Below are 26,197 nucleotides of genomic sequence, written 5' to 3'. Positions count from 1 at the left end.
AATGGCTGTAGATGGCAGACAAGCAGCGTTGGATAACGCGTTAAAACAAATTGAAAAAGACTTTGGTAAAGGCGCTATTATGCGTCTTGGTGAAGCGGCTGATCGCATGAACGTAGAGGTTATCTCCTCCGGTTCTCTTGCTATCGATATCGCTGTTGGCGTAGGTGGTTTCCCTCGTGGTCGTGTTATTGAAATCTACGGCCCAGAATCTTCTGGTAAAACAACAGTAGCACTTCACGCTGTAGCAGAAGCACAAAAACAAGGTGGCATTGCGGCTTTTATTGATGCGGAACATGCGATGGATCCAGTATATGCTCGTAACTTGGGCGTAGATATTAATAACTTATTGATTTCTCAACCAGATAATGGTGAGCAAGCTCTTGAAATTACGGAAGCTCTTGTTCGCAGTGGCGCTGTAGATATCGTCGTAGTTGACTCCGTTGCCGCTTTAGTTCCTAAAGCTGAAATCGAAGGCGAAATGGGTGATGCTCACGTAGGCCTACAAGCTCGTTTGATGAGTAAAGCATTGCGTAAATTAACTGGTATTATCAGCAAGTCTAAAACTGTTGTTATTTTTATCAACCAATTGCGTGAAAAAGTAGGCGTTATGTTTGGTAATCCTGAAACTACAACAGGTGGTCGTGCATTGAAATTCTATTCTTCTGTACGCCTTGATGTTCGTAAGGGTGAACTTATTAAAGCTAACAATGAAAACGTTGGTGCTCGCACTAAAGTTAAAGTAGTTAAAAACAAAGTAGCACCTCCATTCAAAACAGCAGAATTTGACTTGATGTATGGTGAAGGTATTTCTAAAGCTGGTACGCTTATCGATATCGGTACAAATATGGAAATCATCAATAAATCTGGTGCATGGTATTCCTACAATGGGGAACGTATGGGCCAAGGTAAAGAGGCGGCAAAACAATACTTACTCGACAATCCACAAATCGCTGATGAGATTGATCGTATTATTCGCGATACATTAGCGGTTGGTACAGAAGAAATCGATGTAATCGGTGAAGAAGTAGCTGAAGAAGTATAATCATGAGTGAAGAAACGATGCAAGCTGCTATGGATCAAGCGTATCGCTTCCTAGCTCAACGATTTCTTAGTTCCTATGAACTGACACAAAAAATGAGACGTAAACAAATCGAGGACCCAATCATTGAGCGGGTCCTCGAACGTCTTAGAGACTATGATTATATCAATGATGAGCGCCTGTCTGAACAAGTATTAGACTATTTGATGAAAGAACAAAAATACGGCGCTTATATGATTAAGCAAAAGATGAAACTTAGAGGTCTTACGGTGCCTCCGAAAATCTCTGATTATGATGAAGTGAAAGCTGCTTATCGTGTAGTGGAGAAAAAATTTGGTTCCATTCTCAATGAGGACTGCACTCCTCGTGTAAAAGTCTTTAATTTTCTCAAATATAGAGGGTTTTCAACGAGTACTATCCAAGTTGTGTGCAATGATTTTTATGAATAGATAGTACTTTTTCTGAGGCCTTACCAGGCTTGTAAAATCTTGACAGAAAGGGCTTTCAAGTCTAAAATTAATAATAGCCTTATTTATTTATATGATGATATGGCTAAATGATAATTTAATGCATGAAGGGCATAAAAGGAGCATGAAAGCTCAATTTTGAGAATTTAAGAGGAGGTGAGACTGATTTTAGAGTATAGTCTAATTGCAGTGGTAATGGTACTGATTGGACTAGGGGTAGGCTATTTTTTACGAAAAAATATTGCTGAAGGAAAACTGAATCAAGCTGAACAAGAGGCTGCACGCATCATCGCAAATGGTGAGCGCACAGCTGAGTCTAAAAAGAAAGAAGCTTTATTAGAAGCGAAAGAAGAAATTCATAAGCTCCGTTCTGATGTAGAACGAGAAAATAAAGATCGCCGTTCTGAACTTCAACGTATGGAACGTCGTATTCTTCAAAAAGAAGAATCTTTGGATAAAAAATTAGACAATATTGAACACAAAGAGGAAGCTTTACATCGCAAAGAAGCTGACTTAGCCCAAAGCCGTGAAAAAATTGAAGCTTTGTATGAAAAACAAATGGCAGAGTTAGAACGTATTTCTGGCATGACATTTGAAGAAGCTAAGAATATCTTGTTAACAAATGTAGAACAAGAAATTCGTCATGAAACGGCAATTATGGTTAAGGAAATGGAGCAGCAAGCTAAGGATGATGCGGAGAAAAAAGCAAAAGAAATTATCTCCTCTGCAATCCAACGTTGCGCAGCTGACCATGTGGCGGAGACTACCGTATCCGTAGTGGCATTGCCTAATGATGAAATGAAAGGCCGCATTATTGGTCGTGAGGGCCGTAATATTCGTGCACTCGAAACATTAACAGGTATTGACTTGATTATCGATGACACACCAGAAGCAGTTATTCTTTCTGGCTTCGATCCAATTCGTCGTGAAGTGGCTCGTATTGCTTTAGAAAAATTGATTGTAGATGGTCGTATCCATCCAGCTCGTATTGAAGAAATGGTTGGTAAAGCTCGTAAAGAGGTTGACCAAACTATTAAAGAAGCTGGTGAACAAGCAACATTTGAAGCTGATGTTCATGGCTTACATCCTGAAATTGTTAAAATTTTAGGTCGTTTGAAATATCGTACTAGTTACGGTCAAAACGTTTTGAAACATTCTATTGAAGTATCTCATTTAGCAGGTTTGATGGCAGCTGAACTAGGCTGTGATGTAACATTGGCTAAACGAGGTGGGTTGATCCATGATATTGGTAAAGCATTAGACCGTGAACTTGAAGGTTCTCATGTTCAAATCGGTGTTGATGTGGCTCGTAAATATCGTGAAAGCGCAGCAGTAATTAACTGCATAGGCGCTCATCATGGTGATGAAGAGTTCCAATCTGTAGAAGCTGTATTAGTAGCAGCTGCTGATGCTATCTCTGCGGCTCGTCCAGGAGCACGTCGAGAAACATTAGAAAACTACTTAAAACGTTTATCTAAATTGGAAGAAATCGCTGAATCCTTCGAAGGCGTTGAAAAATGCTTTGCTATTCAAGCAGGTCGTGAGATTCGCGTTGTAGTAAAACCGGATAAGATTGATGAAGCTGAGTCTACATTACTTGTTCGGAATATCGTAAAACGCATCGAGTCTGAACTCGAATATCCAGGCCAAATTAAGGTCGTAATTATTCGTGAAACTCGCGTTGTGGATTACGCAAAATAATATGCTATAAGCGATAAGTATAGGCTGCAATGATCTCATTGCAGCCTATTATTATCAAACTTCATTTGCATATCATTTAAAGATACGGAGTATAGGAATCCTTATGTATTAATCTTTAATAGATAAGGATTCCTATGATTCGTATCAGTTATTAAACTGATTGATTCGATAATTGATTAAATTACTTTACAAATAGAGGATTTTTTATTTGTATATCGAATTAATATATATAAGGGAAGGAGGCGTTGGCTATGAGCAGATATTTTGAAAATGAATTGATTGAGCAAATCAAAGATGCAAATGATATTGTATCTGTAATATCCGAGCATGTAGCCTTAAAGAAACGGGGCAAGAACTATTGGGGTTGTTGTCCATTTCATAATGAAAAGACGCCGTCCTTTAGTGTTGCCCCTGAAAAGGGCTTTTATTATTGTTTTGGCTGTCATGCATCGGGGAATGTCATTAAATTCCTCATGGAACTAGAGCATTTAAGCTTTGTAGAGGTTCTAGAGCGGCTTGCTAATCGTGCTAATATTCCTTTGCCAGAGGCAAAACTGTCACCAGAACAACGAGCTCGAGATGAACGACGAAAAAAACTATATGAAGCTTCAGAATTAGCGGCTACATTTTTCTATAACTGCCTTACTCAAACATCGATGGGTAAGGTGGGCCTTGATTACTTAAAAAAACGGGGCCTTACAAAAGATACGATTGAAAAATTTAAACTAGGTTTTGCTCCAGATGGGTGGGATAAGTTGTATCGCGCCTTTCACGAACGTGGTGTTGATGATTCTATTCTCTTGGAGTTGAATCTGGTTCGTAAAAACCAAAAGGGGCAGTTTTACGATTTCTTTAGAAACCGAATTATGTTTCCTATTATGGATGGTAAAGGGCGTGTAGTTGCCTTTGGTGGTCGTGTTATGGATGACAGTACGCCAAAATATTTAAACTCACCAGAATCAGCCATCTTTGAAAAAGGAAAACTATTATTTGCCTTTGATAAGGCTTATAAATCTATTCGTCAAGAGCGACAGGCTATCCTTGTGGAAGGGTATATGGACGTTATATCTGCTCATAACCACGGTGTTACAAATGTAGTAGCATCCTTGGGGACGGCTTATACACGAGATCATGGTCATATTTTAATGAGGCAGGCTGATGAAATTGTGCTGGCCTATGATATGGATGGAGCAGGTCGTCAGGCAGCAGCTAGGGCTATAGAATTATTACAAAATACGGACTTCAAGGTACGTGTTCTGGCTATGCCAGATGGCAAAGACCCTGATGATTATGTACGTAATCATGGAGGACAAGCATTTAAAGATTTGGTGGCTAAAGCGGTTAAGCCACTTGATTATTTATTAAGCGAGTCCTTAATTAAACACGACACAAATGATACTGAAGGGAAGCAAGCTGTTATGGCTGATGTATTCCCATATATTGCTAATATAGATAGTCAAACACAACGGGATGATGCTCTAAAGACATTGGCATTACCACTATGGCTTGATAATAGTAGTATTTTTAGATATTTCCGAGACTATGTAAAAAAAGGACAAATTGAATTGGTTGATACTGCGTCTGCACCGTTACCAACACAGGATTTACCTAAAGGTGATGCAGAAAAATTATTGTCCTTAGCCTTTACAGATGGTGAAGTGTTACAACATATGATGAGCTATTTGCCATTAGAAGACTTTGAAAAAATTGAATATCGAGGTATAATAGAAAAGATATTCACCTTATTTAAACAAGAAGGTCGTCTAGATGATACTGCCATTCAGTCTGTTTTATCCCCATCGGAGTATGATATTTACTCTAGATTAGTTGTTATGAGTAACGATGAATATAAGGGGCAAGTGCCTGGATTAATCCGCAAGATAAGGATCCATTCATTGCGTGAACAATATAAAGCGCATTCAATTATGGCGGATCAATTAAAACGGGCAGGAGATTCGACATTTATTAGCGAATTACATAAGTGTCAGGAAATACAGAACTTAATTAGAGAATGGTCTAAGTAATATGATGTAAGAAGGAGAGCGCTGTGGCTAAGAAAGTACAAAAAAGTCAAATAGAGGAGATTGTAGAACAACTTCTTGAAAAAGGCCGAAAAACTGGCGTGTTGACACAATCAGAGATTTCAGATGCTCTTCATGAGCAGACTGATCTTACTGCGGAACAATTAGATGATATTTATACTACATTTGGTAAATTAAATATTGAAGTAGTGGCTGATATCGACAGTGAGGATACGGACGCTAATCCAATAGAACCAGAAGAAGAGGATGAAGAAGATACTTCTAATGAAAAGAATATCTCCATTGATTTAAGTGTAGACTCTGGTGTTAACATTGATGATCCTGTGCGTATGTACCTCAAGGAAATTGGTCGTGTCCCATTGCTTTCTGCAGATGAAGAAATCGTTTTAGCAAAACAAATTGAGGCTGGCGCAGCAGAAGATGCTACATATAAAGATATTCAACTTGCCAAAAAGGCTAAGAAAAAATTGGTAGATGCGAACTTGCGTCTAGTTGTAAGTATTGCAAAACGTTATGTAGGTCGCGGCATGTTATTCTTGGATTTGATTCAAGAAGGTAACTTGGGCCTTATTAAGGCTGTAGATAAGTTCGATTATACAAAGGGTTATAAATTCTCCACATATGCTACATGGTGGATTCGTCAAGCTATTACTCGTGCTATTGCGGACCAAGCTCGTACGATTCGTATTCCTGTACATATGGTAGAAACAATCAATAAATTGATTCGTATTTCCCGACAATTATTGCAAGATAAAGGTCGTGAACCATTACCAGAAGAAATTGCAGAAGGTATGGGCATTACGGTAGAGCGCGTGCGTGAAATTCAAAAAATTGCACAAGAGCCAGTATCATTGGAGACTCCAATTGGTGAAGAGGAAGACTCTCACTTGGGAGACTTTATTGAGGACCAAGATGCTATTGCTCCGGACGATGCAGCTAGCTACATCTTATTACAAGAACAAATTGAAGATGTATTTACATGCTTAACTGATCGTGAGCAACAAGTATTGATCTTGCGCTTTGGTTTGAAGGACGGTAAACCTCGTACATTGGAAGAAGTAGGTCAACATTTCAATGTAACTCGTGAACGCATTCGTCAAATCGAAGGTAAGGCGCTTACTAAATTGCGTAACCGCGGTAAACGCGATAAAATTAAAGACTTCTTATAAGATAAAGAAACTCGTAAGGGTTGTAATGCAGTGTTCTCTAGCACTGTGTTACAGCCCTTTTGTGTTATAATAAGGAGTATGATTCATCGTTTTATGCTTATGAAACAGTCATAGAAATACGGTGTGCCTTGACTTAGTACTAGCCTATTCGGTATAATTAATAAGCTAGAAACTAACTGTGGGCCTATAGCTCAGGGGTAGAGCAACCGGCTCATAACCGGTCGGTCCCTGGTTCGATCCCAGGTGGGCCCACCAATTATGCTGATATCTACCGTCCTTGAGAATTCAAGGGCGGTTATTTTTATATACTAATAGTAGAGGATATTATGGAACCTAGACCTATGATGGAGCGCTTGGAAGCGGTGTTTTCAATCGTGCCAAAGGCTCATGCTATTGCTGATATTGGTACTGATCATGGATATTTAGCAGTAGAACTTATCAACCGTAATCGTGCTGAATTTGTTATTGCTGGCGATGTGCATAAAGGACCTTTAGAATCTGCAAAAGAATATGTTCAATCTTATGGATTAACTTCTAAAGTAGATTGTCGATTAGGGGATGGTCTAAAGGTAACAGAGAAGGGCGAATTAAATGGTGCCATTTGCTGTGGTATGGGTGGATACCTCATGCGCGATATTGTAGACGCTGGTCCAGAGCCTTTAGAGTTCTACGTATTACAACCACAGAATGGACAAAAAGAATTACGTCAATATATGGTACAAAAGGGCTATGTTATCGTCCTTGAAATCATCGTTGAAGATACAGGAAAGCTATACACTGCATTCTTAGCAGTGCGTAATGATCGAGTAGAAGCGTATACGGGTATGACTGAATACGTAGATGTTTATCAATCATTACCAGAGGATTCATTATTATGGTCTGTAGGTGCTCTTTTAGAACAGGAACGACCATCACTTTGGTCGAAATATATTGAGTACTTAATATATCAACGGCAATGTGCACTAGACGGTATGACTGAGCAATTGAGCCATACAGATAAATATAAGGAACTAGATGATGAAGTAGCGTTTCTTCGTAGTCTTTTAGAAAATAGATAGAAAGAAGTGAGATATATGACAACAGTTCAACATGTTATTTCGTTAATGGAACAATTAGCACCTCGTTCCTATGCTGAATCATGGGATAATGTAGGTCTTATGGTAGGCAATCGCAATGCAGTAGTTACAGGCGTATTAATGACCTTAGATGTAACTGAGGAAGCTATAGCCTATGCTATTGAGCATAACTGTAATTTGATTGTCAGCCACCACCCATTAATCTTTAAAGGTTTAAAACAGCTATCTTGCGATACGGCGCAAGGTCGTATGATTAATCAGTTGATTCAACATAAGATTGCCGTTTATAGTGCTCATACAAACCTCGATATTGCACCAGGCGGTCTTAATGATATGTTGGCAAATCAATTAGGTCTTATAGATATAAAAGGTTTTGTTAAAACCGGGGAAGACGCGCTATATAAGGTGATTACCTTTGTACCTGAAAGCGCTGCTGATGCGGTTCGTCATGCTATGGGGACCGCAGGGGCAGGAAAAATCGGTAACTATGAGTACTGTAGCTTTAGTCTTCACGGAGAAGGACGCTTCATTGGCAATGAAGCGTCTCATCCCGTCATCGGTGAAGCAGGTACTTTGACGGTAGCACCTGAGGTACAAGTGAATGCAATTGTAGATGGTATTCATTTAAGCCAAGTGATTGAATCTATGAAAGCAGCACATCCTTATGAAGAGGTTGCTTATGAGGTACTATCCTTAGTTGAGCCGAAAGGGGCGACTCAATATTTAGGTCGTATTGGTAGATTACCAAATGCATTAAATATAGATACCTTCCGTGAATGGGTACAAGAAGCATTACCGTTGGCAAATATTCGCTTTGCAGGTATTGCACCTAAGGAGATTCAATCCATTGCATTATGCTCCGGAGCTGGTGCTGAATTTATTAAGGATGCTGCTCGCTTGCATGTGGATGCATATATTACTGGTGATGTGAAATATCATGATGCACAATTAGCTAAAGAACTTGGTTTGCTCGTGGTCGATGCGGGGCATTTTGGTACGGAATCCATTGTAGCTGATGGTTTGCGAGACTATTTGATTGGAACAGGTCTTTCTATTCCTGTTCAAGCTTTCACAGAACAAAATGATTTCTTTTTCTTATAATGTTGTATTTTCTTGCAACAAATAGCTTAGCTATGATAAACTGAATTGAAGCAAGTATGAAAGACGGTTGCGAGTCCGTAGGACTCGAGGAAAGTCCGAGCTCCATAGGGCAGGATGCCAGATAACGTCTGGCGAGGGTGACCTTAGGGAAAGTGCCATAGAAAAGGAAACCGCCACGTCAGTGGTAAGGGTGGAAAGGTGAGGTAAGAGCTCACCAGCAGTCTGGTAACAGGCTGGCTCGGTAAACCCCATCCGGAGCAAGACCGAATAGGGAAGGGCTAAGGGTGGTCCCGCCTACCTTCCGGGTTGTGTCGCTCGAGCGTGCAGGCGACTGTACGCCTAGAAAGATAATCGTCACCGCGCAAGCGGAACAGAACTCGGCTTATTGATTGCTTGCTTCTATATGCGGGATATAATTTATAATATATAAGATTGTAGATCTTTGTTAGGAGAACTTCATGGCAATTACAGCAATTACTAGTGTACAAGAATTTGATGAAAAAGTACTTGGCTCTAAAGGCTTGGCTATTGTTGATTTCTGGGCTGCTTGGTGCGAACCATGTACTGTTATGCGTCCGGAGGTAGAAGCCGTAGCAGAACGTTTTAAAGGACAAGTAGAGTTCTTTAGTGTTGATGCGGAAGATAAAAATCTTCGTGGTATTTTATTGAAAGAAGATATCGATGGTATTCCATCCATGGTATTCTTCCGTGATGGCAAAATGCTTGATTCCCTTGTAGGTTACAAAAAAGCTGACGTGCTTGAGGCCCTAATTAAGGAAATCATATAACAGTCTAATAACTGTTAAAAATTTACAAAACATAGCATACAGAGCTGTATATAAGAGAAATTACCTCTTATATACAGCTTTTTTTGCATAAATTCTATAGTTATTAGTTTTATAAAGTGCTATAATAAAATAGTAAGAATGTGATTGTATCATGATATTTGAACTTTATCGTATGATAAATTAAGCTTATAAAAATGATTTATATCATATTGTTGTAGTTTATTAAGTAATATACATATATTGCGCAAAGTTGTTGTAAGGAGGCTATATTCCGTGAAGAATCGTGTAAACAGTCTATGGACACTCTTCCAAGAGCGCCGTTTGAGTCGACGCACATTTATGAAGTCCTGTGTAGCACTTACCGCTATTTTAGGTCTACCACCAACGATGTTAGACACCGTTGTTAAGGCTGCTGAGACAACTGAATTGCCTACGGTAATTTGGCTACATGGTCATGAATGTACTGGTTGTAGTGAGTCTTTCATCCGTTCATCCTCTCCATTTACTTCTGATGTTATTTTAAATATGATTTCTCTTGAATATGATGATACTTTGTCGGCAGCGTCTGGTGCACCATTAGAGGAACATTTAGAAAAAATTATCAAAGAAAAAGCAGGCAAATATATTTTAGCTGTTGAAGGTGGCGTGCCACTTGATGAAGATGGCATTTACTGTACTGTTGGCGGACGTACTTTTAAACAATCCTTGTTAGAAGCGGCTAAAGGTGCTGCTGCAATTATTGAATATGGTTCCTGTGCGTCTTGGGGCGGTATTCAAGCGGCTAAGCCAAATCCAACAAATACAGTATCTGTATCCTCTGTTGTATCTGGTAAACCTATCATCAAGGTTCCCGGCTGTCCTCCAATTCCAGAGGTTATGACTGGTGTAGTAATGCATTATGCTTTATTCGGTCAAATTCCACCTCTTGATTCTCAGGGCCGCCCTAAACAATTTTATGGCAATCGTATTCATGACACATGCTATCGTCGTGCCTTCTTTGATTCTGGTCTCTTCGTTGAAAAATTTGATGATGATGCATCCAAATCTGGTTGGTGCTTGTACAAGGTAGGTTGTCGTGGACCTCAAACATATAATTCTTGTGGTAACTTACGTTGGTGGAATGGTTTATCCTACCCAATTCAATCCGGTCATGGCTGTATTGGTTGCTCTGAAAAGGGCTTTTGGGATAATGATGTATTCTACAAACGTTTACCAGATATCCCATTGGCTAATACCATCACAACTGCTGATACAATCGGTACAGTAGCTGCTGTTGGTGCCACTGCAGCGGTTATCGTTCATGGTGCTGCAACTCTTACGCGTAATAAAATTCTTGATATGAAAGAAGAAAAACGCTTAAAAGAACAAGGCTTATGGGATGAAACGAAGCATAATAATGGAGGAGGTCACTAATGAAACGCGTAGTAGTAGATCCGATTTCCCGTATTGAAGGTCATTTACGGGTAGAAATAAAAGTTGATGAAGCGAGTGGTAAAGTAGAGGACGCATTGTCTTCTGGTACTGCTTGGCGCGGTATCGAACTTGTTGCTAAAGATCGCGATCCTCGTGACCTTTGGGCATTTGTACAACGTATTTGTGGCGTATGTACTACAACACATGCTTTGGCAGCATTACGTGCTGTGGAGGATGCACTTGGTATTACTATTCCTAAAAATGCAAACTATATTCGTAATATCATGCATAGCTGTTTAGATGTACATGACCATATTGTACATTTCTATCACTTACATGCTCTTGATTGGGTTAGTCCTATAGCAGCATTGAGTGCAGATCCTGCGAAGACAGCTCAATTACAAAATGAAATTTTAACAACCTATAATGTAGGTGGCTTGGCACCAGCTGAAACGGCATCTAAAGACTCTGCATATCCTAAAGAGTTCCCTAAAGCGACTACTGCATATTTCGCAGCTGTACAACAAAAGGTTAAGAAAATTGTAGAGTCCGGTCAATTAGGTATTTTCGCCGCTCAGTGGTGGGATCATCCTGATTACAATTTGTTGCCACCAGAGGTTCATTTAATGGCCATATCCCATTACTTGAATATTCTTGATCGTCAACGTGATATCGTAATTCCTCACGTTGTATTTGGTGGTAAAAACCCTCACCCGCATTATGTTGTAGGTGGTATGCCATGTTCCATTTCTATGAATGATATGAATGCGCCTATCAATACAGCACGTCTTGCTGCGGTAGAAGAATCTATTGCATTAGCCAAAGATTTGGTAAGTAATTTCTACTTGCCTGATTTACTTGCTATTGGAAAAATCTATGTTGAAAAAGGTATAGTCGATGGTGGCGGCCTTGCAAAGAAACGTGTTATGTCTTATGGTGATTATCCAGATGATACGTATACTGGTATTTCTAATGGTGATTACCATAAAAAATGTATTGTTCGATCCAATGGTGTAGTAGAAAACTTTGCTTTGGGTGTAGATAAGGCTACATTTATTCCACTAGAAGGTAAAGATTTCATGGATCCACAATACCTCAGTGAAGAAGTTGACCATTCTTGGTTTGAATATCCAAATGGTACTACCACACTTCATCCACTTGAAGGTGTAACAGATCCTAAGTTTACAGGTCCTAAATCTGGTACAAAAGAAAAATGGGAATTCCTTGATGAAGATAAAAAATATTCTTGGATTAAATCCCCGACTTTCAAAGGTAAAACTGCAGAAGTTGGTCCATTAGCTAAATATATCGTTGTATATACAAAAGTTAAACAAGGTATTATTAAAGATCCGACTTGGGCTGAGTCTATGATTGTTCGTCAAATCGATACAGTATCTCAAGTACTTGGGGTACCTGCTCATGTATGGATGACAACTATGGTTGGTCGTACAGCTTGTCGTGGTCTTGATGCACAAGTTGCGTCTAACATCAGCCAATATTACTTCGATAAACTTGTAGAAAACATTAAAAATGGTGATACTACAGTAGCGGATATGACTAAATTTGAGCCAAAAACATGGGATAAAGACGCAAAAGGTGTTGGTCTTGTAGATGCGCCTCGAGGTGGCTTGGGTCACTGGATCCATATTAAAGATGGTCGCTCTGCAAATTACCAATGTATCGTCCCATCTACATGGAACGCATGTCCTAAGACTGCAGCAAATGAACATGGCGCATACGAAGATGCTATGATTGATACACATGTAAAAATTGTGGATAAACCACTTGAAATTTTGAAGGTAATTCACTCCTTCGACCCATGTCTTGCCTGTGCAACCCATTTATACAATAAAAAAGGCGAAAAAATTGTTTCCGTCAATACAGATGCATTGTGTAAATAAAGGGTGGTGGACTTATGTTAATACATACTGACAAAAAGGCGTATGTCGTATTTAGTTTATGGCTACGCATATTCCACTGGACTATGGTGCTTAGTGTAACGGCTTTATTCTGGACTGGTTTATATATTGGTGATCCAGGGTTTGCTGCTATTACAGGTAATCCAGAGCCAACTTTTGCTATTGATGGCTGGTTCTCTATGGAAACTATGCGTCGTATCCATTTCATTGCAGGGGTTATCTTAACATTCTCCTTTATTTTCCGATTTGCAGGTGCGCTTTGGAATCGAGGAGATAGATTATTACCTAAATTCCGCCAAAAACGGTATTGGTATGGTCTTAAAGAAACTACATTGCACTATTTGATGATTCCACAAAAACATGAACATCATTGGCTTCGCAATTCTTTAGCAAGAACAGCATACATGATGGTGTATGTAATGTTTTTCTTTGAAATCTTAACGGGGTTTGCAATGTTTTCTATGGTTAACCCTAATGGTATTTTAGGAACTTTATTTGCACCAGTAGTTACATTATTTGGTGGGGAATATAAAGTTCATATTATCCATCACTATATTGCTTGGGGCTTCTTGTTCTTTACTATTGTCCATGTGTACATGGCATTCCGAGAAGACGTTATGGAGGAATCTGGCGAAGTATCTGCTATGGTTTCCGGTATGAAGTATTATGCTCATGATCCAATCGATATTGAAGATCTAAACGGTAAACGCCGTCGTGGTGAACGTATTGATAAACCATCTGGTACAACATATCGTCCAAGTGACCCTAATGATCCTAGAGAAAGAGAATTACAAGATAATGACTAATACAAGTACTGATATCATCAGCGGCTTGGAACAATACGCGGACTCTGAGGGTCCGCGTATTGATTTAAATAGCCTTTATGATGATGGGAATAATGAAATTGTTCTACTTGGCGTAGGGAATATATTGCTTACGGATGAGGGATTAGGTGTTCATGTAGTGAAAGAGTTGAAAGAATCTTTCACATTTACACCAGCCATTTCCATTATTGATGGTGGCACAATGGGGATGGAGCTACTTACGTATATGCGTGGTATGAAGAAAATTCTTCTTGTAGATGCTATCAATGGTGGAGAAGCACCAGGAACTATATATGAGTTTCCTCATAAGGAATTAGAACAATATTTTACAGAGCATATTTCTGTACATGAAGTAGGGATGCAAGATATTTTACGTATTCGTGCTATTCAAGAGGATCCATTAGAGGATGCAGTGGTTATTGGCGTAGAACCAGAATCACTAGAAATTGGCTTTGAACCTAGTGCGCCTGTACAACGAGCATTACCAGAGGTAAAAGAGCGTGTATTACATGTTCTACAAGAATGGGGCGTAACTGCAGAGCTTAATACTTAAAATAATGCGTTTATAGGATATAAAGAGTATCTCTAATAGGAGTATTTATGATTGAGAATTATAGTAATGTTCGCGCTGTTTTAAATGAGTTGCGTTTAGCTCTTAAAAACTTGCGAGAAACGGGTGAGACATATTCAATTTATATTGAGAAAACAGGGCTCACAGAGGAAGAACAAGTGGAAGTATTAGAAACACTTGGCCGTGGTCATATTACGATTAACTTCAATGAAACTGATCAGCCTGTAGAGTGGTATGAATCTCAATTCTCTGGAATTTGGATTGGAACTTTTAAAAATGGCCGAGATGATTCGATTTTGCACACCGTAGAGGTTTCAAAGTATCCTGTGGTAGCTGGTGCATATGAAGAGGATATGGAGCTTGCAGAGGAAGATTTACAATCTTGGATTGATGCTGCTGGCCTATAATAAAAGAGACCCTAATAAGGGTCTCTTTCTTCTCTATTGATGAAAAGATTCTAGTAAATCTATTTTGTTAATACCATAATGTTAGTTTTTTATATTATTAGTATTTTATGCATATTTTAGGGCATATATAATTGGTTTATGCACAGAGTGATTAGTGAAATTATTTCAATTTTCATGAATTTAAGATGAAATTAGTTGAAACTCTTATATTTATAGTAAAAAATATATTTGATATTTTGATTAATTAGCAATTAAATCAGTAATTAAAAGTATTTCATAGATTTTTAGTGATATAAATTTATTTTATAATATGGATTATTGAGTAGTTATTCGAATAAGTGAAATAATAACTTATTCATCATACTTATATATAGAGTAAATGAAGAGAAATATCTATAGAGTTTGTAGAAATCGCATGATTACTGGGGTTATAGATATTATTTTTCCTATTGTTAACCTCGATGATTTGCCTTAATTTACTAATTAACATAAAATATGTGAGTAAAATACTTTGGAGGATTTATGTTACTTTCTATTGTAGTGCCTGTATATAACGAAGAAGAGAACATAGCAAATTTTTATAAAGCTGTAACTGATGTTATGTCAGGACTCACGTACGATTATGAACTAATCTTCGTAGATGATGGTTCTAGTGATTCGTCAGCTATGATATTGCGTGAAATTGCTTACAATGATAAACATGTCAAAGTGTTATTGCTTGCTCGTAATTTTGGGCATCAGACTGCGCTTACTTGTGGTCTTGATTATGCTCATGGAGATGCAGTTATTACAATGGACGGTGACATGCAGCATCCACCGGCTTTGATTCCTGAACTTGTTAGGTTGTGGGAGTCAGGCTATGATGTGGTGCGCACCATACGTGATTCAACTGAAGATGCTAGTTGGGCTAAATCTTTTACGTCTAAGTATTATTACAAACTAATGAACAAAATGGCCGATGTTCCTATTGTTGAAGGTGGATCTGATTTCCGTCTCATGAATAGTAAAGCATTGGGCACATTGAAACGGTTTAGAGAACATGGTCGTTTCTTGCGCGGTATTGTCGGTGCCTTGGGGTATAGACAAGCTGAGTTGCACTTTGTGGCGCCACCTCGTTTTGCAGGTGTCTCAAAGTTTAGTGTGCGTAAAATGATACGATTTGCTCTCGATGGGGTAACCGCCTTTTCAAGAGTTCCTTTACGGGCTGCTTTATACGTCGGTGTACTATGTGGTGGGTTAAGCTTCTTGCTTATATTACACCTCTTGTATGTATATCTTACGGGACAAGCCTTGAATGGATGGACTACCTTGGGCGTATCAATTTTGTTCATTGGTGGAATTCAACTCGTCGGACTGGGAATTATTGGCGAGTATGTAGGTCGTATTTTTGAAGAGGTGAAGCAACGGCCTTTGTATTGGGTTAAGTCAGCTATAAACTTTGATGAGCATGAAGAGGCTCCATTACTTGGACCGAGTAGTGCAGATGTGTTTATGGCACCTGAGACTTATACTAACAAAAGCAAAGAAGACTAGCTGTATTTGTGAATGCAAATAAATAGACGGTTAGTATATTTTGAATAAATAACTTACTTTAAAAGTTTTTGGAAAGGAAGCATATGAAGTCAAAATATAGTAAGGTTAAAATAACGGCATTAACATTAACTTTTGTGTGTGCCACAACAGCCATGGTAGGTGCAACAACATTACAATATGGTGATAAGGGCAAAAGTGTTACAGCGGTTCAACAACAACTAATTAAACACGGTTATAATGCTACAGATAAAAATGGTGTATATGGTAAAGAAACGAAATGGGCAGTTCGTCTGTTCCAACAAGATCGTGGCTTACCAGTGGACGGTATTGTAGGTCCTGCTACATATAATGCATTGATGAGCGCTCCTCGTTCTACGAAGGCAGTATTGACTCAAAATGCTGCGACTAAAGCAGTAGCAACAAAATCCGCTTTCACAAACAACAATGCGACATCTCGTCGTATTGCTGGTCAATCCATTACTGGCAAAAATATTAAATTAAATAATATTACAAAAAATGCAACTCCAAGCAGTATCAACGCTATCTTGGCTGAAGCGGATAAATACCGCGGTGTACCGTATGTATTTGGTGGTACTACACCAAGTGGTTTCGACTGCTCTGGTTACGTTAAATATGTATTTGCAAAACAAGGTATTTCTTTGCCACGTTTAGCAGATGAACAATATAACGTAGGTGTTGAGGTTTCTCGTGCAAACTTAAAAGCAGGGGATTTGGTATTCTTTGAAACATATGAACCAGGTCCATCTCACTCCGGTATTTACATTGGTGATGGCAAGTTCATCAGCGCCACTTCCAGTCGTGGTGTAGCAGTAGCAGATCTTGATACTGGCTATTGGGGTGAACGCTATATCGGCGCAAAACGCGTTGTATAAACCAATACATACTAGCTTTAAAAGAGGCTATACGAATCAATTATGTTCTGTTGATTTGTATAACCTCTTTTTCTTATTTCTAGAAATATTGAATTTTATCCTTATATTTGCTATTGTGAAAGTCGGTAAATTCCGCATAATCTCAATGTTTTTAATAGATTTTATGTCATTTTTACGATATAATGAAGAGTAAATAATTTTAGGAGGAATATACACATGAAGGGTAATGAACTGCGTCAAGCATACTTGCAGTTTTTTGAAAGCAAAGGACATTTAAAATTAGATAGTTTTTCTCTTATACCAGAAAACGATCCATCTCTATTATTGATTGGGGCAGGTATGGCGCCATTAAAGCCTTTCTTTACAGGTAAATTGGTACCTCCTTGTCATCGTATTACAACAAGCCAAAAATGTATGCGTACAGGTGACCTTGAAAACGTAGGTCGCACAGCTCGTCACCATACATTCTTTGAAATGCTTGGCAACTTCTCCTTTGGTGACTACTTCAAAAAAGAAGCAATTCACTGGGCGTGGGAGTTCTTAACTGAAGTTATTAAACTCGATAAAAATAGATTGTATGTTACTGTATATCCAGATGACCAAGAAGCATATGATACATGGCACAATGATTGTGGCGTAGAAGAAAGTCATATTACACGCCTTGAAGATAACTTCTGGGAAATCGGTGAAGGCCCATGTGGTCCTGATAGTGAAATCTTCTTCGACCAAGGTCCTGAACATGGTTGTGATGATCCTAACTGTGCACCAGGTTGTGACTGCGATCGCTATCTTGAAATCTGGAACTTAGTATTCACTCAATTTAATAAAATGCCAGATGGTTCTTATGAACCATTGCAACATAAAAACATCGATACCGGCGCTGGTCTTGAACGATTGGCTTCCGTATTACAAGGTTGTAAAACAAACTTTGAAACAGATTTGATTTTCCCAATTATTGAAGCTACAGCTAAACGCGCTGGTGTTACATATAACGAAAATCCAAATACTGATGTTTCTTTAAAGGTTATCGCTGACCATGCTCGCGCTGTAACTGCATTAATTTCCGATGGCGTATTGCCATCTAACGAAGGTCGTGGTTACGTACTGCGTCGTATTTTACGTCGTGCTGTTCGTCATGGCCGTTTACTTGGTATTGAAGGTATCTTCTTAACACCACTTATTGATGTAGTAGTAGATATTCTTGGCCCTGGTATTAAATCTATTGCTGAGAAACAAGACTTCGTTAAACGGGTTGTACAAAATGAAGAAGAACGATTCAACCAAACCTTGGAACAAGGTCTTGAATTGTTGAATTCTTTGATTGATACACTTGCGGCTGAAAAAGCAACTGTAGTGCCTGGTACAGAAGTATTCAAACTATATGATACATACGGATTCCCTTGGGAATTAACAGAAGAAATCGCTTCTGAACGCGGCTTTACAATCGACCATGAAGGTTTTGAAGCAGCTATGAAGGAACAACGTGAACGCGCTCGTGAAGCTCGTGTAAAAGAAGATGCTAAGGTAGCAACACCTGACATCACATTCTTGAAAGACGAAGAGCTTCTTGAAGATGAAGCTGTAACTGCTTCTTCCGTATTGATGATCGGCAAAGGCTCTGAACGTTTGCAAACAGCTGCTGATGGCGATGAAATTACTGTTATCGTACGCACCACACCATTCCACGCTGAAGGGGGCGGTCAATTAGGTGATACAGGCTTTATCGTTGGCCCAATGGGTAAGGTAGAGGTTCATAATACGAAACGTTTACCTGAAGGCACTGTATACCATATTGGTACTGTTGTGGAAGGCTCCATTTCCGAAGGCGATGATGTAACACTTGAAGTAGATACAAATCGCCGTGCTGCTATGGCTCGTAATCATACAGCAACACATTTGTTACATGCAGCATTGAAAAAGGTTCTAGGCGAGCATGTTAACCAAGCTGGTTCCTTAGTAACTCCAGATTACTTGCGTTTCGACTTCACTCACTTCTCTCCTGTAACACAAGAGGAACTTGATCAAATTGAAGCTCTTGTAAATGAAGAGATTTTAAAAGCTACAGATTTAGCTATTGCTGAAATGTCTATGGACGAAGCAAAAGCTAAAGGTGCGATGGCACTCTTTGGTGATAAATATGGTGATGTAGTTCGCGTTGTAGAGGTTCCTGGTTTCTCCGTTGAATTATGTGGTGGTTCTCATGTAGGTAATACAGCTTTCATTAGTTCCTTCCGCTTAACATCTGAAGCGGGTATCGGCTCTGGTGTACGTCGTATTGAAGCAATTACAGGTCGCGCAGCTCTAGATGCAGCAAAACATGATCGCTTGACTATTGAACGCATGGCAGGCGAACTTAAAACTAAAGCACCTCAAGTAGAAGAACGTTTGCACCAAGTATTGGCTGAAGCAAAAGAAACTGCTAAAGAATTAGAACAAATTCGCAAAGAGGTTTCTGCAGCTGGTGCGGCAGATATCATTGCTGGTAAGGTAATGATTGGCGATGTAGCATTTGTAGCGGCTGCTGTAAAAGCTTCCTCTATTGATGAGTTACGTGATATGGCTGATATGGGCCTTGATAAATTAGATGGTTCTGGCGTAGTGCTTGTAGGCGCTGCTATGGGTGATGACAAAGTCAACTTTGTATGTAAAGTATCCAAAGATGTAGTGGCTAAAGGCGCTAAAGCTGGTAATATCGTAAAAGCAGCAGCTCAAGTAGCTGGTGGTAATGGCGGTGGCCGTCCAGATATGGCTCAAGCAGGTGGTAAAGAACCAGCTAAATTGATGGAAGCGTTAAAAGCTGGTGGTGAAGCTTTAACATCTATGTTACAATAGGCATATAATTTTATAATTATACTTGTATCTGTTATAGAAAAATCTTATAATGCATAAAAAGTTACTGACTTTGTAGCTTTAATTCAAGTATAATAGGAGGCGAGGTTTCACTTTTACAGTGAAACCTGCCAATGTAATAAAAAGGAGGGATACGATGAAGGTTTCTGATGAAACTATGTTATTCCGTAAAGTAGACGATGAACCGATGACAGCTGAAGAGGTTCTTACTCGTGTTTATCAATCTATTCAAGAAAAAGGTTACAATCCAATCAATCAAATCTTAGGGTATCTTATTTCTGGGGATCCAGCGTACATTACAAGCTATAATAATGCACGTTCTGATATCCGTCGTTTAGAACGGGATGACTTGATTGAGGAATTGTTGAAAGAATACGCAAAGGCAAAACAACTATAATGAGAATTATGTCATTAGATGTGGGCAGCCGTACTATCGGTATTGCCTGTAGTGATGCACTGCTCATGACAGCACAAGGTATTGAAACCATTCGTAGAACATCTCTTGAAAAAGACTTTAACCGCTTACAAGAACTCATTACTGAGTATGAAGTACATGAACTTGTAGTAGGTATGCCGAAAAATATGAATGGTACAAAAGGTGAACGGGCTGAAAAGACCGAAGAATTCGTTGAAAAGATGAAGGAAGTCATCGATTTACCTGTTACATATTGGGATGAGCGGTTATCTACAGTTATGGCTGAACGCCAACTCATTGCAGCTGACGTGAGTCGTAAAAAACGTAAGTCCGTTATTGATAAAATGGCAGCGGTTGTAATTTTGCAAGGATATTTAGATCGCTTGCAGTTTAATAAATAAGTATTTTTTCTTAAGGAGGGTTTCCGATGGTTGACCAAAATTTTGAAGGCGAAGTATATTACTTGGAATTCGAAGATGAAAATGGTAACAAACAGTACTTCACAGAGGACATTATTTTAAGTCATGAAGGCCAAGAATATGCTGTTCTTGTACATGTACAAGATGAAGAGGCTGACCACGAAGGTCAAGATGATACATACATGATCTTGGCTCGCATCGAAAAAAATGAAGAAGGCGTAGAAGAATACGTACCTTTAGATGAAGATGATGAAAACTTTGAAACTCTAGTAAAATTGTATGAAGAAATGGAAGATGGCGAGTAGTCGTATTCTTTATAAATCTAGCGTGTTGTCTTTGGGCAATACGCTATTTTTATTTGCTATTTATTAAGGGGTCCATAATATGATAATGTCCTTTTATATAGGGGAAATATGGACTTTATGGTATAATAAGATGATAAATACTGTTATGTTACAGAAAGGAACTCAACGTCGTGAGAAAAGCCTTAAGATATATTTTAATCCTTATTATTGTAGGCGTATTAATCATCGCAGGTGGTTTGGGAGCAATTTATTTAGTGCCAAATACCTTTGCTCAAGATGATGGTACACAAGTTCTTGTCATTGAAAAAGGGCAGACTGGTACTGAAATTGCAGACATGCTCTATGAACGAGGTCTTATTCGTTCCACACAAGGCTTTAAGCTTTGGTTATATTTGAGCGGCACCAATGATAAACTTCAAACTGGTCACTACCAAATTCCTAACAAGGTAACTGTGCGCGAACTCATTTCTTTATTACAAGAAGGTCATGTAGAATCTATTCGTGTTACAATTCCTGAAGGATACACAGTTGGTGATATTGCTATCGTTCTTGAAAAAAATCAAATTATGAAGGCAAAGGATTTCTTAGCAGAAGCAAAGACCTTTGTACCATATCCTTATATGAAAGGTACAAGACCTGCTACATATCCGGTAGAGGGCTTCTTATTCCCAAGTACCTATGAAATTCCAGTAGGTGCAACGCCACGTGAAGTGATTCAAATGATGGCTGACGAAATGAATCGTTACCTCACACCAGCTGTGAAGAAACAAATTCAAGCTCAACACATGAGTATTCATGACTTTGTAACATTGGCATCCATTGTTGAACGTGAATCTTTGTTTGATGCAGACCGTCCAACAATTGCAGGGGTATTTAAAAAACGGTTAGCCCATGGTATTCCATTGCAATCGGATGCAACCATTTCCTATGTTCTAGGTTATGCGAAGGAAGATGTAACTATTGGTGATACGCAGTTACAAAGTCCTTATAACACCTATGTGTCTAAAGGTTTACCACCAGGACCGATTGCTAACCCTGGTAAAAAAGCGTTAGATGCAGTATTGCATTCTGAAGATACAGATTATTTATACTTTGTAGCAGATAAAGATGGACATAACCACTTCTCTAAAACATATGAAGAGCATTTAGCAGCGGTTCATAAAATTTATGGTAATGATACGGCTACTTCTTCTAATACTGGGGCTGCAGTACAAGCAGGTCCTAACTATGACGTGGCTGTGGCAACTACGGAGCCTGACTACAACTATAGTTCTGCAGAAGCGGTCGAAGCTGATTCTCAATATGTTGACGTTGAACCTACGTATAAATACACGCCAACAACTGTTCCAGCTGCTGAAATTCCAGCACCAACACCAGCTCCACAAGCACCAGCTCAATCTGCACCAGCAACTCAATCATCTAGTTCTAACTCTTATGTGCCAACTACAACACCTGCTCCAGAATCTATGCAAAATGTTGTACCAAGTACACAACAAGTACCCCATATTGAAGTAAAGCCAGCTGAATCTGTGGATCGTTCTACGTTGGTAGTTCCTAGTGGTAATAGCAATAAATAATGTAGGAGATTGAATCTACTTTCATGACATTAAATGATATTTTAAATGAACAGCGTATTTACGCGATGATTAATGATGTACCGATTCTACGAGAATCTGAGGTTCATCTCTTTGAAGAATTAATAGGTTTGTACCGGCCCACCTCTGTGTTAGAGGTGGGCACCGCCATTGGTTACTCAGCTTTATTGATGGCTCCGCTACTTGATAAAGAGGAGGGACACATTACATCTATTGAATTAGATGATGTGCGTCACGAAATGGCGAAATATTATATTAACCAATCTGATTATGCCGATAAAATTACATTGTTGAAAGGCGATGCGTCTCAAGTCTTAACGGAACTCACTGGTGAATATGATCTAGTGTTCTTAGATGGCCCTAAGGGGCAATATCTAAAGCAATTAGAGCTCATTTTGCCTCATGTGAAAGAAGGAGGCGTTATCCTGGCGGACAATGTACTCTTTAGAGGCTATGTAAGGGGCGATAAGGAGCCGCCAAAACGGTTCAAAACTATCGTAAAACGGTTAAAAGAATACTTAACATATGTTGAAAATAAAGAATTGTTTAACACCACCATTTACCCAATGGGGGATGGCATGAGTGTGAGTGTGTGGAAAGGGCACAACAAATAATGGCAGAACATTTTATGGAATTGCTTTGTCCAGCTGGTAATATGGACAAGCTTAAAATGGCAATTCGCTATGGTGCGGATGCCGTATATTGCGCAGGTAAACGCTTTGGCTTGCGCGCAGGTAACTCTAATTTCTCCGACGAGGAATTAAAGGAAGCTGTAGAATTTGTACATGCTCATGGCAAGAAAATCCATGTAACATGTAATATCATTCCTCATAACGAGGACTTTGAAGGCTTAGAGGATTATTTGAAATTCCTTGAAAGTATCGGCGTTGATGCAATCATCGTTGCCGATATGGGTATTTTTAGCCTTGCTAAACGCGTAGCTCCAGGCCTTGAACTTCACGTAAGTACACAAGCATCTACGACAAACTGGCATACAGTTCAAATGTGGAAAGAACTTGGTGCTACACGTGTTGTAGCAGCTCGTGAAGTGTCTTTGGCGGACCTTAAAGAAATGAAGGACAATGTAGATATCGAAATCGAATCCTTCGTACATGGCTCCATGTGTATTTCTTACTCTGGTCGTTGTCTATTGTCTAACTACATGACAGGCAATCGCGATGCGAACCGCGGTCAATGTTCTCAATCTTGTCGTTGGAAATACTCCCTCGTGGAATCTAACCGACCTGGTGAATACTATCCAATTGAAGAGGATGAACATGGTACATATATCTTTAACTCTAAAGATTTGTGCTTGATTCACCGCATTCCAGATTTATACGAAGCTGGTATTGATAGCCTTAAAATTGAAGGCCGTATGAAATCCGTTCATTATTGTGCAACAGTAGCAAAGGTATACCGTACAGCTATCGATACATATCTTAAAGAAGGTAAAGACTGGTATGTTCGTCCAGAATGGATTGCAGAATTAGAAAAGATTTCTCACCGTCCATATACAGATGGTTTTGCAGAAGGTCGTCCTGATGAAACAGCTCAAAACTATGGTAAATCTACCAATACACAAAGCCATGACTTCATCGGTTTAGTTATGGGCTACAACGAAGAAGAAAAATACGTTGATCTTGAACAACGTAATAACTTCAAGGTAGGAGATAAAGTAGAATTCTGCCAACCTAAAGGTGAACTTGTGGAAACTGTAATTGAAAAAATGACAGACGAAGATGGTAATCCAATCGACGTAGCGCCTCATGCGCAAATGAAAGTACGTATCTACATGGATACACCACTTGAGCCGTATTCTATGATGCGCCGTGAGTGCAAACCAAAAGAAGCTTAGTACGTAGTATATTAACGACAAACATATCTAATGGATGCCTATACTAGTGACATGTATAGCATTTACATTTTATAGTAATGATGTGTAGGAGGACTTATGAGTGGTACATCTTTAGAACCGAGTAAATCTATCGGTGCATTTACTGATGTACCAGATTTAGCAACCTCTGGGGAAGAGGCGTATGTGTACTTTCATCTTGAACCGAAGTATACGAACTATATCAATCGCATCATTGAAGGCTATGAATACTTAGGGGTTATGACATCTATTGATGTAAATGGACGATGTATGCTAAGGTGTACACCTTCAACACGGCCCTTGGCTATTGAATTATTAAGTAGTCTATCGGACTATATCACTATCGAGGATTAATATCATATTTTTATAATTACATCAAAATGTTTAGACCTAGTAGAGAAATGAGAGTATATCTATGAAACAATCTATGTTGAAACGTGCATTATTAACAGCTTGTCTAAGTGTATCTATGGCAGGCGTAGCTATGGCAGGTCCTGTAGGCCCTGTTATTATTCCTCAAGCAGGGGATGTAGTAGTCATCAATCATGGTCCTGATATGACCTTCACTGGTAATATCAACTTTGATGTGGAAAGTCAAACTAACAATAATTTACAAGTTGGCTCCACTGTGATTCCTAATGTTGTATATGGTGCAGCGTTCAATAAAACTGGTGCGCCAGATACAATTATCCCAGCTCAAACGTACGTGTATGTAGGCACAAAAGATGGGGCGAATGCTTTCACAGAGGCTAGCGATGCTGACAAAAAAGGTGCTAACTGGAATGTAGAAACCTTGAAAAAAACTAAATCTGGTGACGTACAATTGGCAAGCCGTGGCATTCCTGAAAAGCCATTGGCAAATCAAGTAGCCACTATTAAAGATTCTATTATGCTTAGCGCCGTAGACCTCAGTACAACAGCGGTAGGCCGAAACAGCAAGGGCGTTCTATATATGACTGTTCCTAAAGAATTAAAATTGACTGCTGACACAGGTATTCCTGAAGACGTGCGTGAAACAATGCCAGCTATGTTCCGTGGTAAAATGGGTGACTCCCTCATGGTAAACCTCATGCCTTTAAATGAAGAGGAAAAACAACAATTAGCAGCAAATCCTCATAATGCAAATACAATCGTATTTAACCGTGGCATGAGCATGGCAAAAATGATTGGTTCTTCTGCCCGTACAAGCAAAGTGTACACATACATGAAGGATCATTACTTGAACCTCGTTATCGTAGCAAAAGACTATGATGATAACGGTGCTCGCGGTAGCGGTGTTATGATGGTTTCTAAACAAGATAACTCTAACGATGTACTTTTAACACTCTACAAAGGCCCAGACCTTTCCAATAGCAAATTGGAAAAAGTAATTGGTGCTATGTTGTCTACAAACTTCAAACGCTAATATACAATATCAAACGGCTCGATATACTCGGGCCGTTTTGTTATATATAAGATTTATGAAATTTACTGTTGAACCGTATTGAATTTTTTAATTCCCTGTGATACTATAATCTAGTAAAAGTTATGCAAAGGACATGATTCTCATATCCCTGTGTACCAGAGAGAGGCAGATGCTGGAAATGCCTTACACATATATCAGAGTTACCCCCTTTAAACTGATTTGTCGAACCTAAGTAGGCAAATACGGCCGCCACCGTTATCGGGCTTAATGAAGTGAATTAACTATACACATATATTCGTATAGGTAGTTAACTAGGGTGGAACCGCGAATGATCTTCGTCCCTTGTTTTGTAGGGATAGAGGGTCTTTTTTTTATTACAAAAATTCAGTCTA

24 protein-coding genes, 1 tRNA gene, 1 other RNA gene and 1 other annotated feature are annotated in these 26,197 nt (G+C 39.1%); all 26 genes read left to right on the top strand.

Annotated features, from left to right (window positions below; all coding sequences use genetic code 11):
- Position 1 precedes the first annotated feature (1 nt).
- The 26 genes from recA (at position 2) to VCHSUH04_RS06580 (ending at position 25,805) form a co-directional block, all read left to right on the top strand.
- On the top strand, positions 2 to 1,042 hold the full coding sequence (recA, locus tag VCHSUH04_RS06705; RefSeq protein ID WP_105085877.1) for a recombinase RecA: 1,041 nt from the start codon (positions 2 to 4) through the stop codon (positions 1,040 to 1,042).
- A gap of 2 nt (positions 1,043 to 1,044) precedes the next feature.
- A complete protein-coding gene (locus VCHSUH04_RS06700; protein ID WP_105085876.1) occupies positions 1,045 to 1,488 on the top strand; it encodes a regulatory protein RecX in 444 nt (147 codons plus the stop codon).
- A gap of 213 nt (positions 1,489 to 1,701) precedes the next feature.
- Positions 1,702 to 3,207, top strand: coding sequence for a ribonuclease Y (gene rny / locus VCHSUH04_RS06695; protein WP_005386089.1), 1,506 nt, complete (start codon positions 1,702 to 1,704; stop codon positions 3,205 to 3,207).
- Positions 3,208 to 3,458: 251 nt separating this feature from the next.
- Entirely contained in the window at positions 3,459 to 5,231 is a 1,773-nt protein-coding gene (dnaG, locus tag VCHSUH04_RS06690; RefSeq protein ID WP_105085875.1) for a DNA primase, read from the top strand.
- Positions 5,232 to 5,254: 23 nt separating this feature from the next.
- Positions 5,255 to 6,418 carry an RNA polymerase sigma factor RpoD gene (gene rpoD / locus VCHSUH04_RS06685; RefSeq protein ID WP_105085874.1) on the top strand — a complete coding sequence of 388 codons (1,164 nt, stop codon included), beginning with the start codon at positions 5,255 to 5,257 and terminating at the stop codon, positions 6,416 to 6,418.
- A 180-nt stretch (positions 6,419 to 6,598) separates the two neighbouring features.
- Positions 6,599 to 6,673: transfer RNA gene (locus tag VCHSUH04_RS06680), tRNA-Ile, on the top strand.
- A gap of 71 nt (positions 6,674 to 6,744) precedes the next feature.
- Positions 6,745 to 7,476: a class I SAM-dependent methyltransferase gene (locus VCHSUH04_RS06675; protein WP_105085873.1), complete on the top strand. Its 732-nt coding sequence runs from the start codon at positions 6,745 to 6,747 to the stop codon at positions 7,474 to 7,476.
- 15 nt (positions 7,477 to 7,491) lie between these two features.
- Positions 7,492 to 8,595 (top strand): Nif3-like dinuclear metal center hexameric protein, encoded by a 1,104-nt coding sequence (locus VCHSUH04_RS06670; RefSeq protein WP_105085872.1) that lies wholly within the window; start codon positions 7,492 to 7,494, stop codon positions 8,593 to 8,595.
- Between the two features lie 50 nt (positions 8,596 to 8,645).
- Positions 8,646 to 8,996, top strand: an RNA gene (gene rnpB / locus VCHSUH04_RS06665) — RNase P RNA component class A.
- A gap of 57 nt (positions 8,997 to 9,053) precedes the next feature.
- The gene (locus tag VCHSUH04_RS06660) at positions 9,054 to 9,383 is read left to right on the top strand and encodes a co-chaperone YbbN (RefSeq protein ID WP_105085871.1); all 330 of its coding nucleotides are present in this window, start codon (positions 9,054 to 9,056) and stop codon (positions 9,381 to 9,383) included.
- A 273-nt stretch (positions 9,384 to 9,656) separates the two neighbouring features.
- On the top strand, positions 9,657 to 10,796 hold the full coding sequence (locus VCHSUH04_RS06655; RefSeq protein WP_105085870.1) for a hydrogenase small subunit: 1,140 nt from the start codon (positions 9,657 to 9,659) through the stop codon (positions 10,794 to 10,796).
- Complete coding sequence (locus tag VCHSUH04_RS06650) at positions 10,796 to 12,697, top strand: nickel-dependent hydrogenase large subunit (RefSeq protein ID WP_105085869.1); 1,902 nt, start codon at positions 10,796 to 10,798, stop codon at positions 12,695 to 12,697. The genes VCHSUH04_RS06655 and VCHSUH04_RS06650 overlap by 1 nt, the downstream gene beginning before the upstream one ends.
- 14 nt (positions 12,698 to 12,711) lie before the next feature.
- Positions 12,712 to 13,521 carry a Ni/Fe-hydrogenase, b-type cytochrome subunit gene (cybH, locus tag VCHSUH04_RS06645; RefSeq protein ID WP_105085868.1) on the top strand — a complete coding sequence of 270 codons (810 nt, stop codon included), beginning with the start codon at positions 12,712 to 12,714 and terminating at the stop codon, positions 13,519 to 13,521.
- Positions 13,514 to 14,092 (top strand): HyaD/HybD family hydrogenase maturation endopeptidase, encoded by a 579-nt coding sequence (locus VCHSUH04_RS06640; protein WP_024066802.1) that lies wholly within the window; start codon positions 13,514 to 13,516, stop codon positions 14,090 to 14,092. Before cybH ends, VCHSUH04_RS06640 begins: the two co-directional genes overlap by 8 nt.
- Before the next feature lie 47 nt (positions 14,093 to 14,139).
- Entirely contained in the window at positions 14,140 to 14,517 is a 378-nt protein-coding gene (locus tag VCHSUH04_RS06635; protein WP_060923948.1) for a hydrogenase expression/formation C-terminal domain-containing protein, read from the top strand.
- Positions 14,518 to 15,039: 522 nt separating this feature from the next.
- The gene (locus VCHSUH04_RS06630) at positions 15,040 to 16,050 is read left to right on the top strand and encodes a glycosyltransferase family 2 protein (RefSeq protein WP_105085867.1); all 1,011 of its coding nucleotides are present in this window, start codon (positions 15,040 to 15,042) and stop codon (positions 16,048 to 16,050) included.
- A gap of 83 nt (positions 16,051 to 16,133) precedes the next feature.
- The gene (locus VCHSUH04_RS06625) at positions 16,134 to 16,943 is read left to right on the top strand and encodes a C40 family peptidase (protein WP_105085866.1); all 810 of its coding nucleotides are present in this window, start codon (positions 16,134 to 16,136) and stop codon (positions 16,941 to 16,943) included.
- A gap of 216 nt (positions 16,944 to 17,159) precedes the next feature.
- Complete coding sequence (gene alaS / locus VCHSUH04_RS06620; RefSeq protein WP_105085865.1) at positions 17,160 to 19,775, top strand: alanine--tRNA ligase; 2,616 nt, start codon at positions 17,160 to 17,162, stop codon at positions 19,773 to 19,775.
- A 154-nt stretch (positions 19,776 to 19,929) separates the two neighbouring features.
- Positions 19,930 to 20,190: an IreB family regulatory phosphoprotein gene (locus tag VCHSUH04_RS06615; RefSeq protein WP_009351224.1), complete on the top strand. Its 261-nt coding sequence runs from the start codon at positions 19,930 to 19,932 to the stop codon at positions 20,188 to 20,190.
- Positions 20,190 to 20,609, top strand: coding sequence for a Holliday junction resolvase RuvX (gene ruvX / locus VCHSUH04_RS06610; RefSeq protein ID WP_105085864.1), 420 nt, complete (start codon positions 20,190 to 20,192; stop codon positions 20,607 to 20,609). Before VCHSUH04_RS06615 ends, ruvX begins: the two co-directional genes overlap by 1 nt.
- A 26-nt stretch (positions 20,610 to 20,635) precedes the next feature.
- On the top strand, positions 20,636 to 20,932 hold the full coding sequence (locus tag VCHSUH04_RS06605; protein WP_105085863.1) for a DUF1292 domain-containing protein: 297 nt from the start codon (positions 20,636 to 20,638) through the stop codon (positions 20,930 to 20,932).
- A gap of 170 nt (positions 20,933 to 21,102) precedes the next feature.
- On the top strand, positions 21,103 to 22,509 hold the full coding sequence (gene mltG, locus VCHSUH04_RS06600; protein WP_105085862.1) for an endolytic transglycosylase MltG: 1,407 nt from the start codon (positions 21,103 to 21,105) through the stop codon (positions 22,507 to 22,509).
- A gap of 23 nt (positions 22,510 to 22,532) precedes the next feature.
- Entirely contained in the window at positions 22,533 to 23,141 is a 609-nt protein-coding gene (locus VCHSUH04_RS06595) for an O-methyltransferase (RefSeq protein ID WP_024066665.1), read from the top strand.
- Entirely contained in the window at positions 23,141 to 24,382 is a 1,242-nt protein-coding gene (locus tag VCHSUH04_RS06590) for a U32 family peptidase (protein ID WP_105085861.1), read from the top strand. Before VCHSUH04_RS06595 ends, VCHSUH04_RS06590 begins: the two co-directional genes overlap by 1 nt.
- A 96-nt stretch (positions 24,383 to 24,478) precedes the next feature.
- On the top strand, positions 24,479 to 24,754 hold the full coding sequence (locus VCHSUH04_RS06585) for a DUF4911 domain-containing protein (RefSeq protein WP_105085860.1): 276 nt from the start codon (positions 24,479 to 24,481) through the stop codon (positions 24,752 to 24,754).
- A 61-nt stretch (positions 24,755 to 24,815) separates the two neighbouring features.
- Positions 24,816 to 25,805, top strand: a complete 990-nt coding sequence (locus VCHSUH04_RS06580) for a hypothetical protein (protein ID WP_105085859.1) — start codon at positions 24,816 to 24,818, stop codon at positions 25,803 to 25,805.
- Positions 25,806 to 25,918: 113 nt separating this feature from the next.
- Positions 25,919 to 26,151 (top strand) — a binding site (T-box leader).
- Positions 26,152 to 26,197: the final 46 nt, after the last annotated feature.

The sequence above is a fragment of the Veillonella sp. T14073-2 genome, assembly GCF_002959875.1.
Classification (GTDB): Bacteria; Bacillota; Negativicutes; order Veillonellales; family Veillonellaceae; genus Veillonella; species Veillonella infantium.
This window is presented reverse-complemented; position numbering and strand designations above follow the sequence as displayed.

What these genes read in the sequence shown, in the direction of transcription:
- VCHSUH04_RS06635 (WP_060923948.1), top strand. Translation starts at nt 14,140, where the DNA reads ATGATTGAGAATTATAGTAATGTTCGCGCTGTTTTAAATGAGTTGCGT.
- dnaG (WP_105085875.1), top strand. Translation starts at nt 3,459, where the DNA reads ATGAGCAGATATTTTGAAAATGAATTGATTGAGCAAATCAAAGATGCA.
- VCHSUH04_RS06580 (WP_105085859.1), top strand. Translation starts at nt 24,816, where the DNA reads ATGAAACAATCTATGTTGAAACGTGCATTATTAACAGCTTGTCTAAGT.
- VCHSUH04_RS06630 (WP_105085867.1), top strand. Translation starts at nt 15,040, where the DNA reads ATGTTACTTTCTATTGTAGTGCCTGTATATAACGAAGAAGAGAACATA.
- VCHSUH04_RS06590 (WP_105085861.1), top strand. Translation starts at nt 23,141, where the DNA reads ATGGCAGAACATTTTATGGAATTGCTTTGTCCAGCTGGTAATATGGAC.
- VCHSUH04_RS06675 (WP_105085873.1), top strand. Translation starts at nt 6,745, where the DNA reads ATGGAACCTAGACCTATGATGGAGCGCTTGGAAGCGGTGTTTTCAATC.
- VCHSUH04_RS06625 (WP_105085866.1), top strand. Translation starts at nt 16,134, where the DNA reads ATGAAGTCAAAATATAGTAAGGTTAAAATAACGGCATTAACATTAACT.
- VCHSUH04_RS06595 (WP_024066665.1), top strand. Translation starts at nt 22,533, where the DNA reads ATGACATTAAATGATATTTTAAATGAACAGCGTATTTACGCGATGATT.
- alaS (WP_105085865.1), top strand. Translation starts at nt 17,160, where the DNA reads ATGAAGGGTAATGAACTGCGTCAAGCATACTTGCAGTTTTTTGAAAGC.
- recA (WP_105085877.1), top strand. Translation starts at nt 2, where the DNA reads ATGGCTGTAGATGGCAGACAAGCAGCGTTGGATAACGCGTTAAAACAA.
- ruvX (WP_105085864.1), top strand. Translation starts at nt 20,190, where the DNA reads ATGAGAATTATGTCATTAGATGTGGGCAGCCGTACTATCGGTATTGCC.
- VCHSUH04_RS06670 (WP_105085872.1), top strand. Translation starts at nt 7,492, where the DNA reads ATGACAACAGTTCAACATGTTATTTCGTTAATGGAACAATTAGCACCT.
- cybH (WP_105085868.1), top strand. Translation starts at nt 12,712, where the DNA reads ATGTTAATACATACTGACAAAAAGGCGTATGTCGTATTTAGTTTATGG.
- VCHSUH04_RS06650 (WP_105085869.1), top strand. Translation starts at nt 10,796, where the DNA reads ATGAAACGCGTAGTAGTAGATCCGATTTCCCGTATTGAAGGTCATTTA.
- rny (WP_005386089.1), top strand. Translation starts at nt 1,702, where the DNA reads ATGGTACTGATTGGACTAGGGGTAGGCTATTTTTTACGAAAAAATATT.
- VCHSUH04_RS06605 (WP_105085863.1), top strand. Translation starts at nt 20,636, where the DNA reads ATGGTTGACCAAAATTTTGAAGGCGAAGTATATTACTTGGAATTCGAA.
- VCHSUH04_RS06660 (WP_105085871.1), top strand. Translation starts at nt 9,054, where the DNA reads ATGGCAATTACAGCAATTACTAGTGTACAAGAATTTGATGAAAAAGTA.
- VCHSUH04_RS06585 (WP_105085860.1), top strand. Translation starts at nt 24,479, where the DNA reads ATGAGTGGTACATCTTTAGAACCGAGTAAATCTATCGGTGCATTTACT.
- VCHSUH04_RS06615 (WP_009351224.1), top strand. Translation starts at nt 19,930, where the DNA reads ATGAAGGTTTCTGATGAAACTATGTTATTCCGTAAAGTAGACGATGAA.
- VCHSUH04_RS06700 (WP_105085876.1), top strand. Translation starts at nt 1,045, where the DNA reads ATGAGTGAAGAAACGATGCAAGCTGCTATGGATCAAGCGTATCGCTTC.
- VCHSUH04_RS06640 (WP_024066802.1), top strand. Translation starts at nt 13,514, where the DNA reads ATGACTAATACAAGTACTGATATCATCAGCGGCTTGGAACAATACGCG.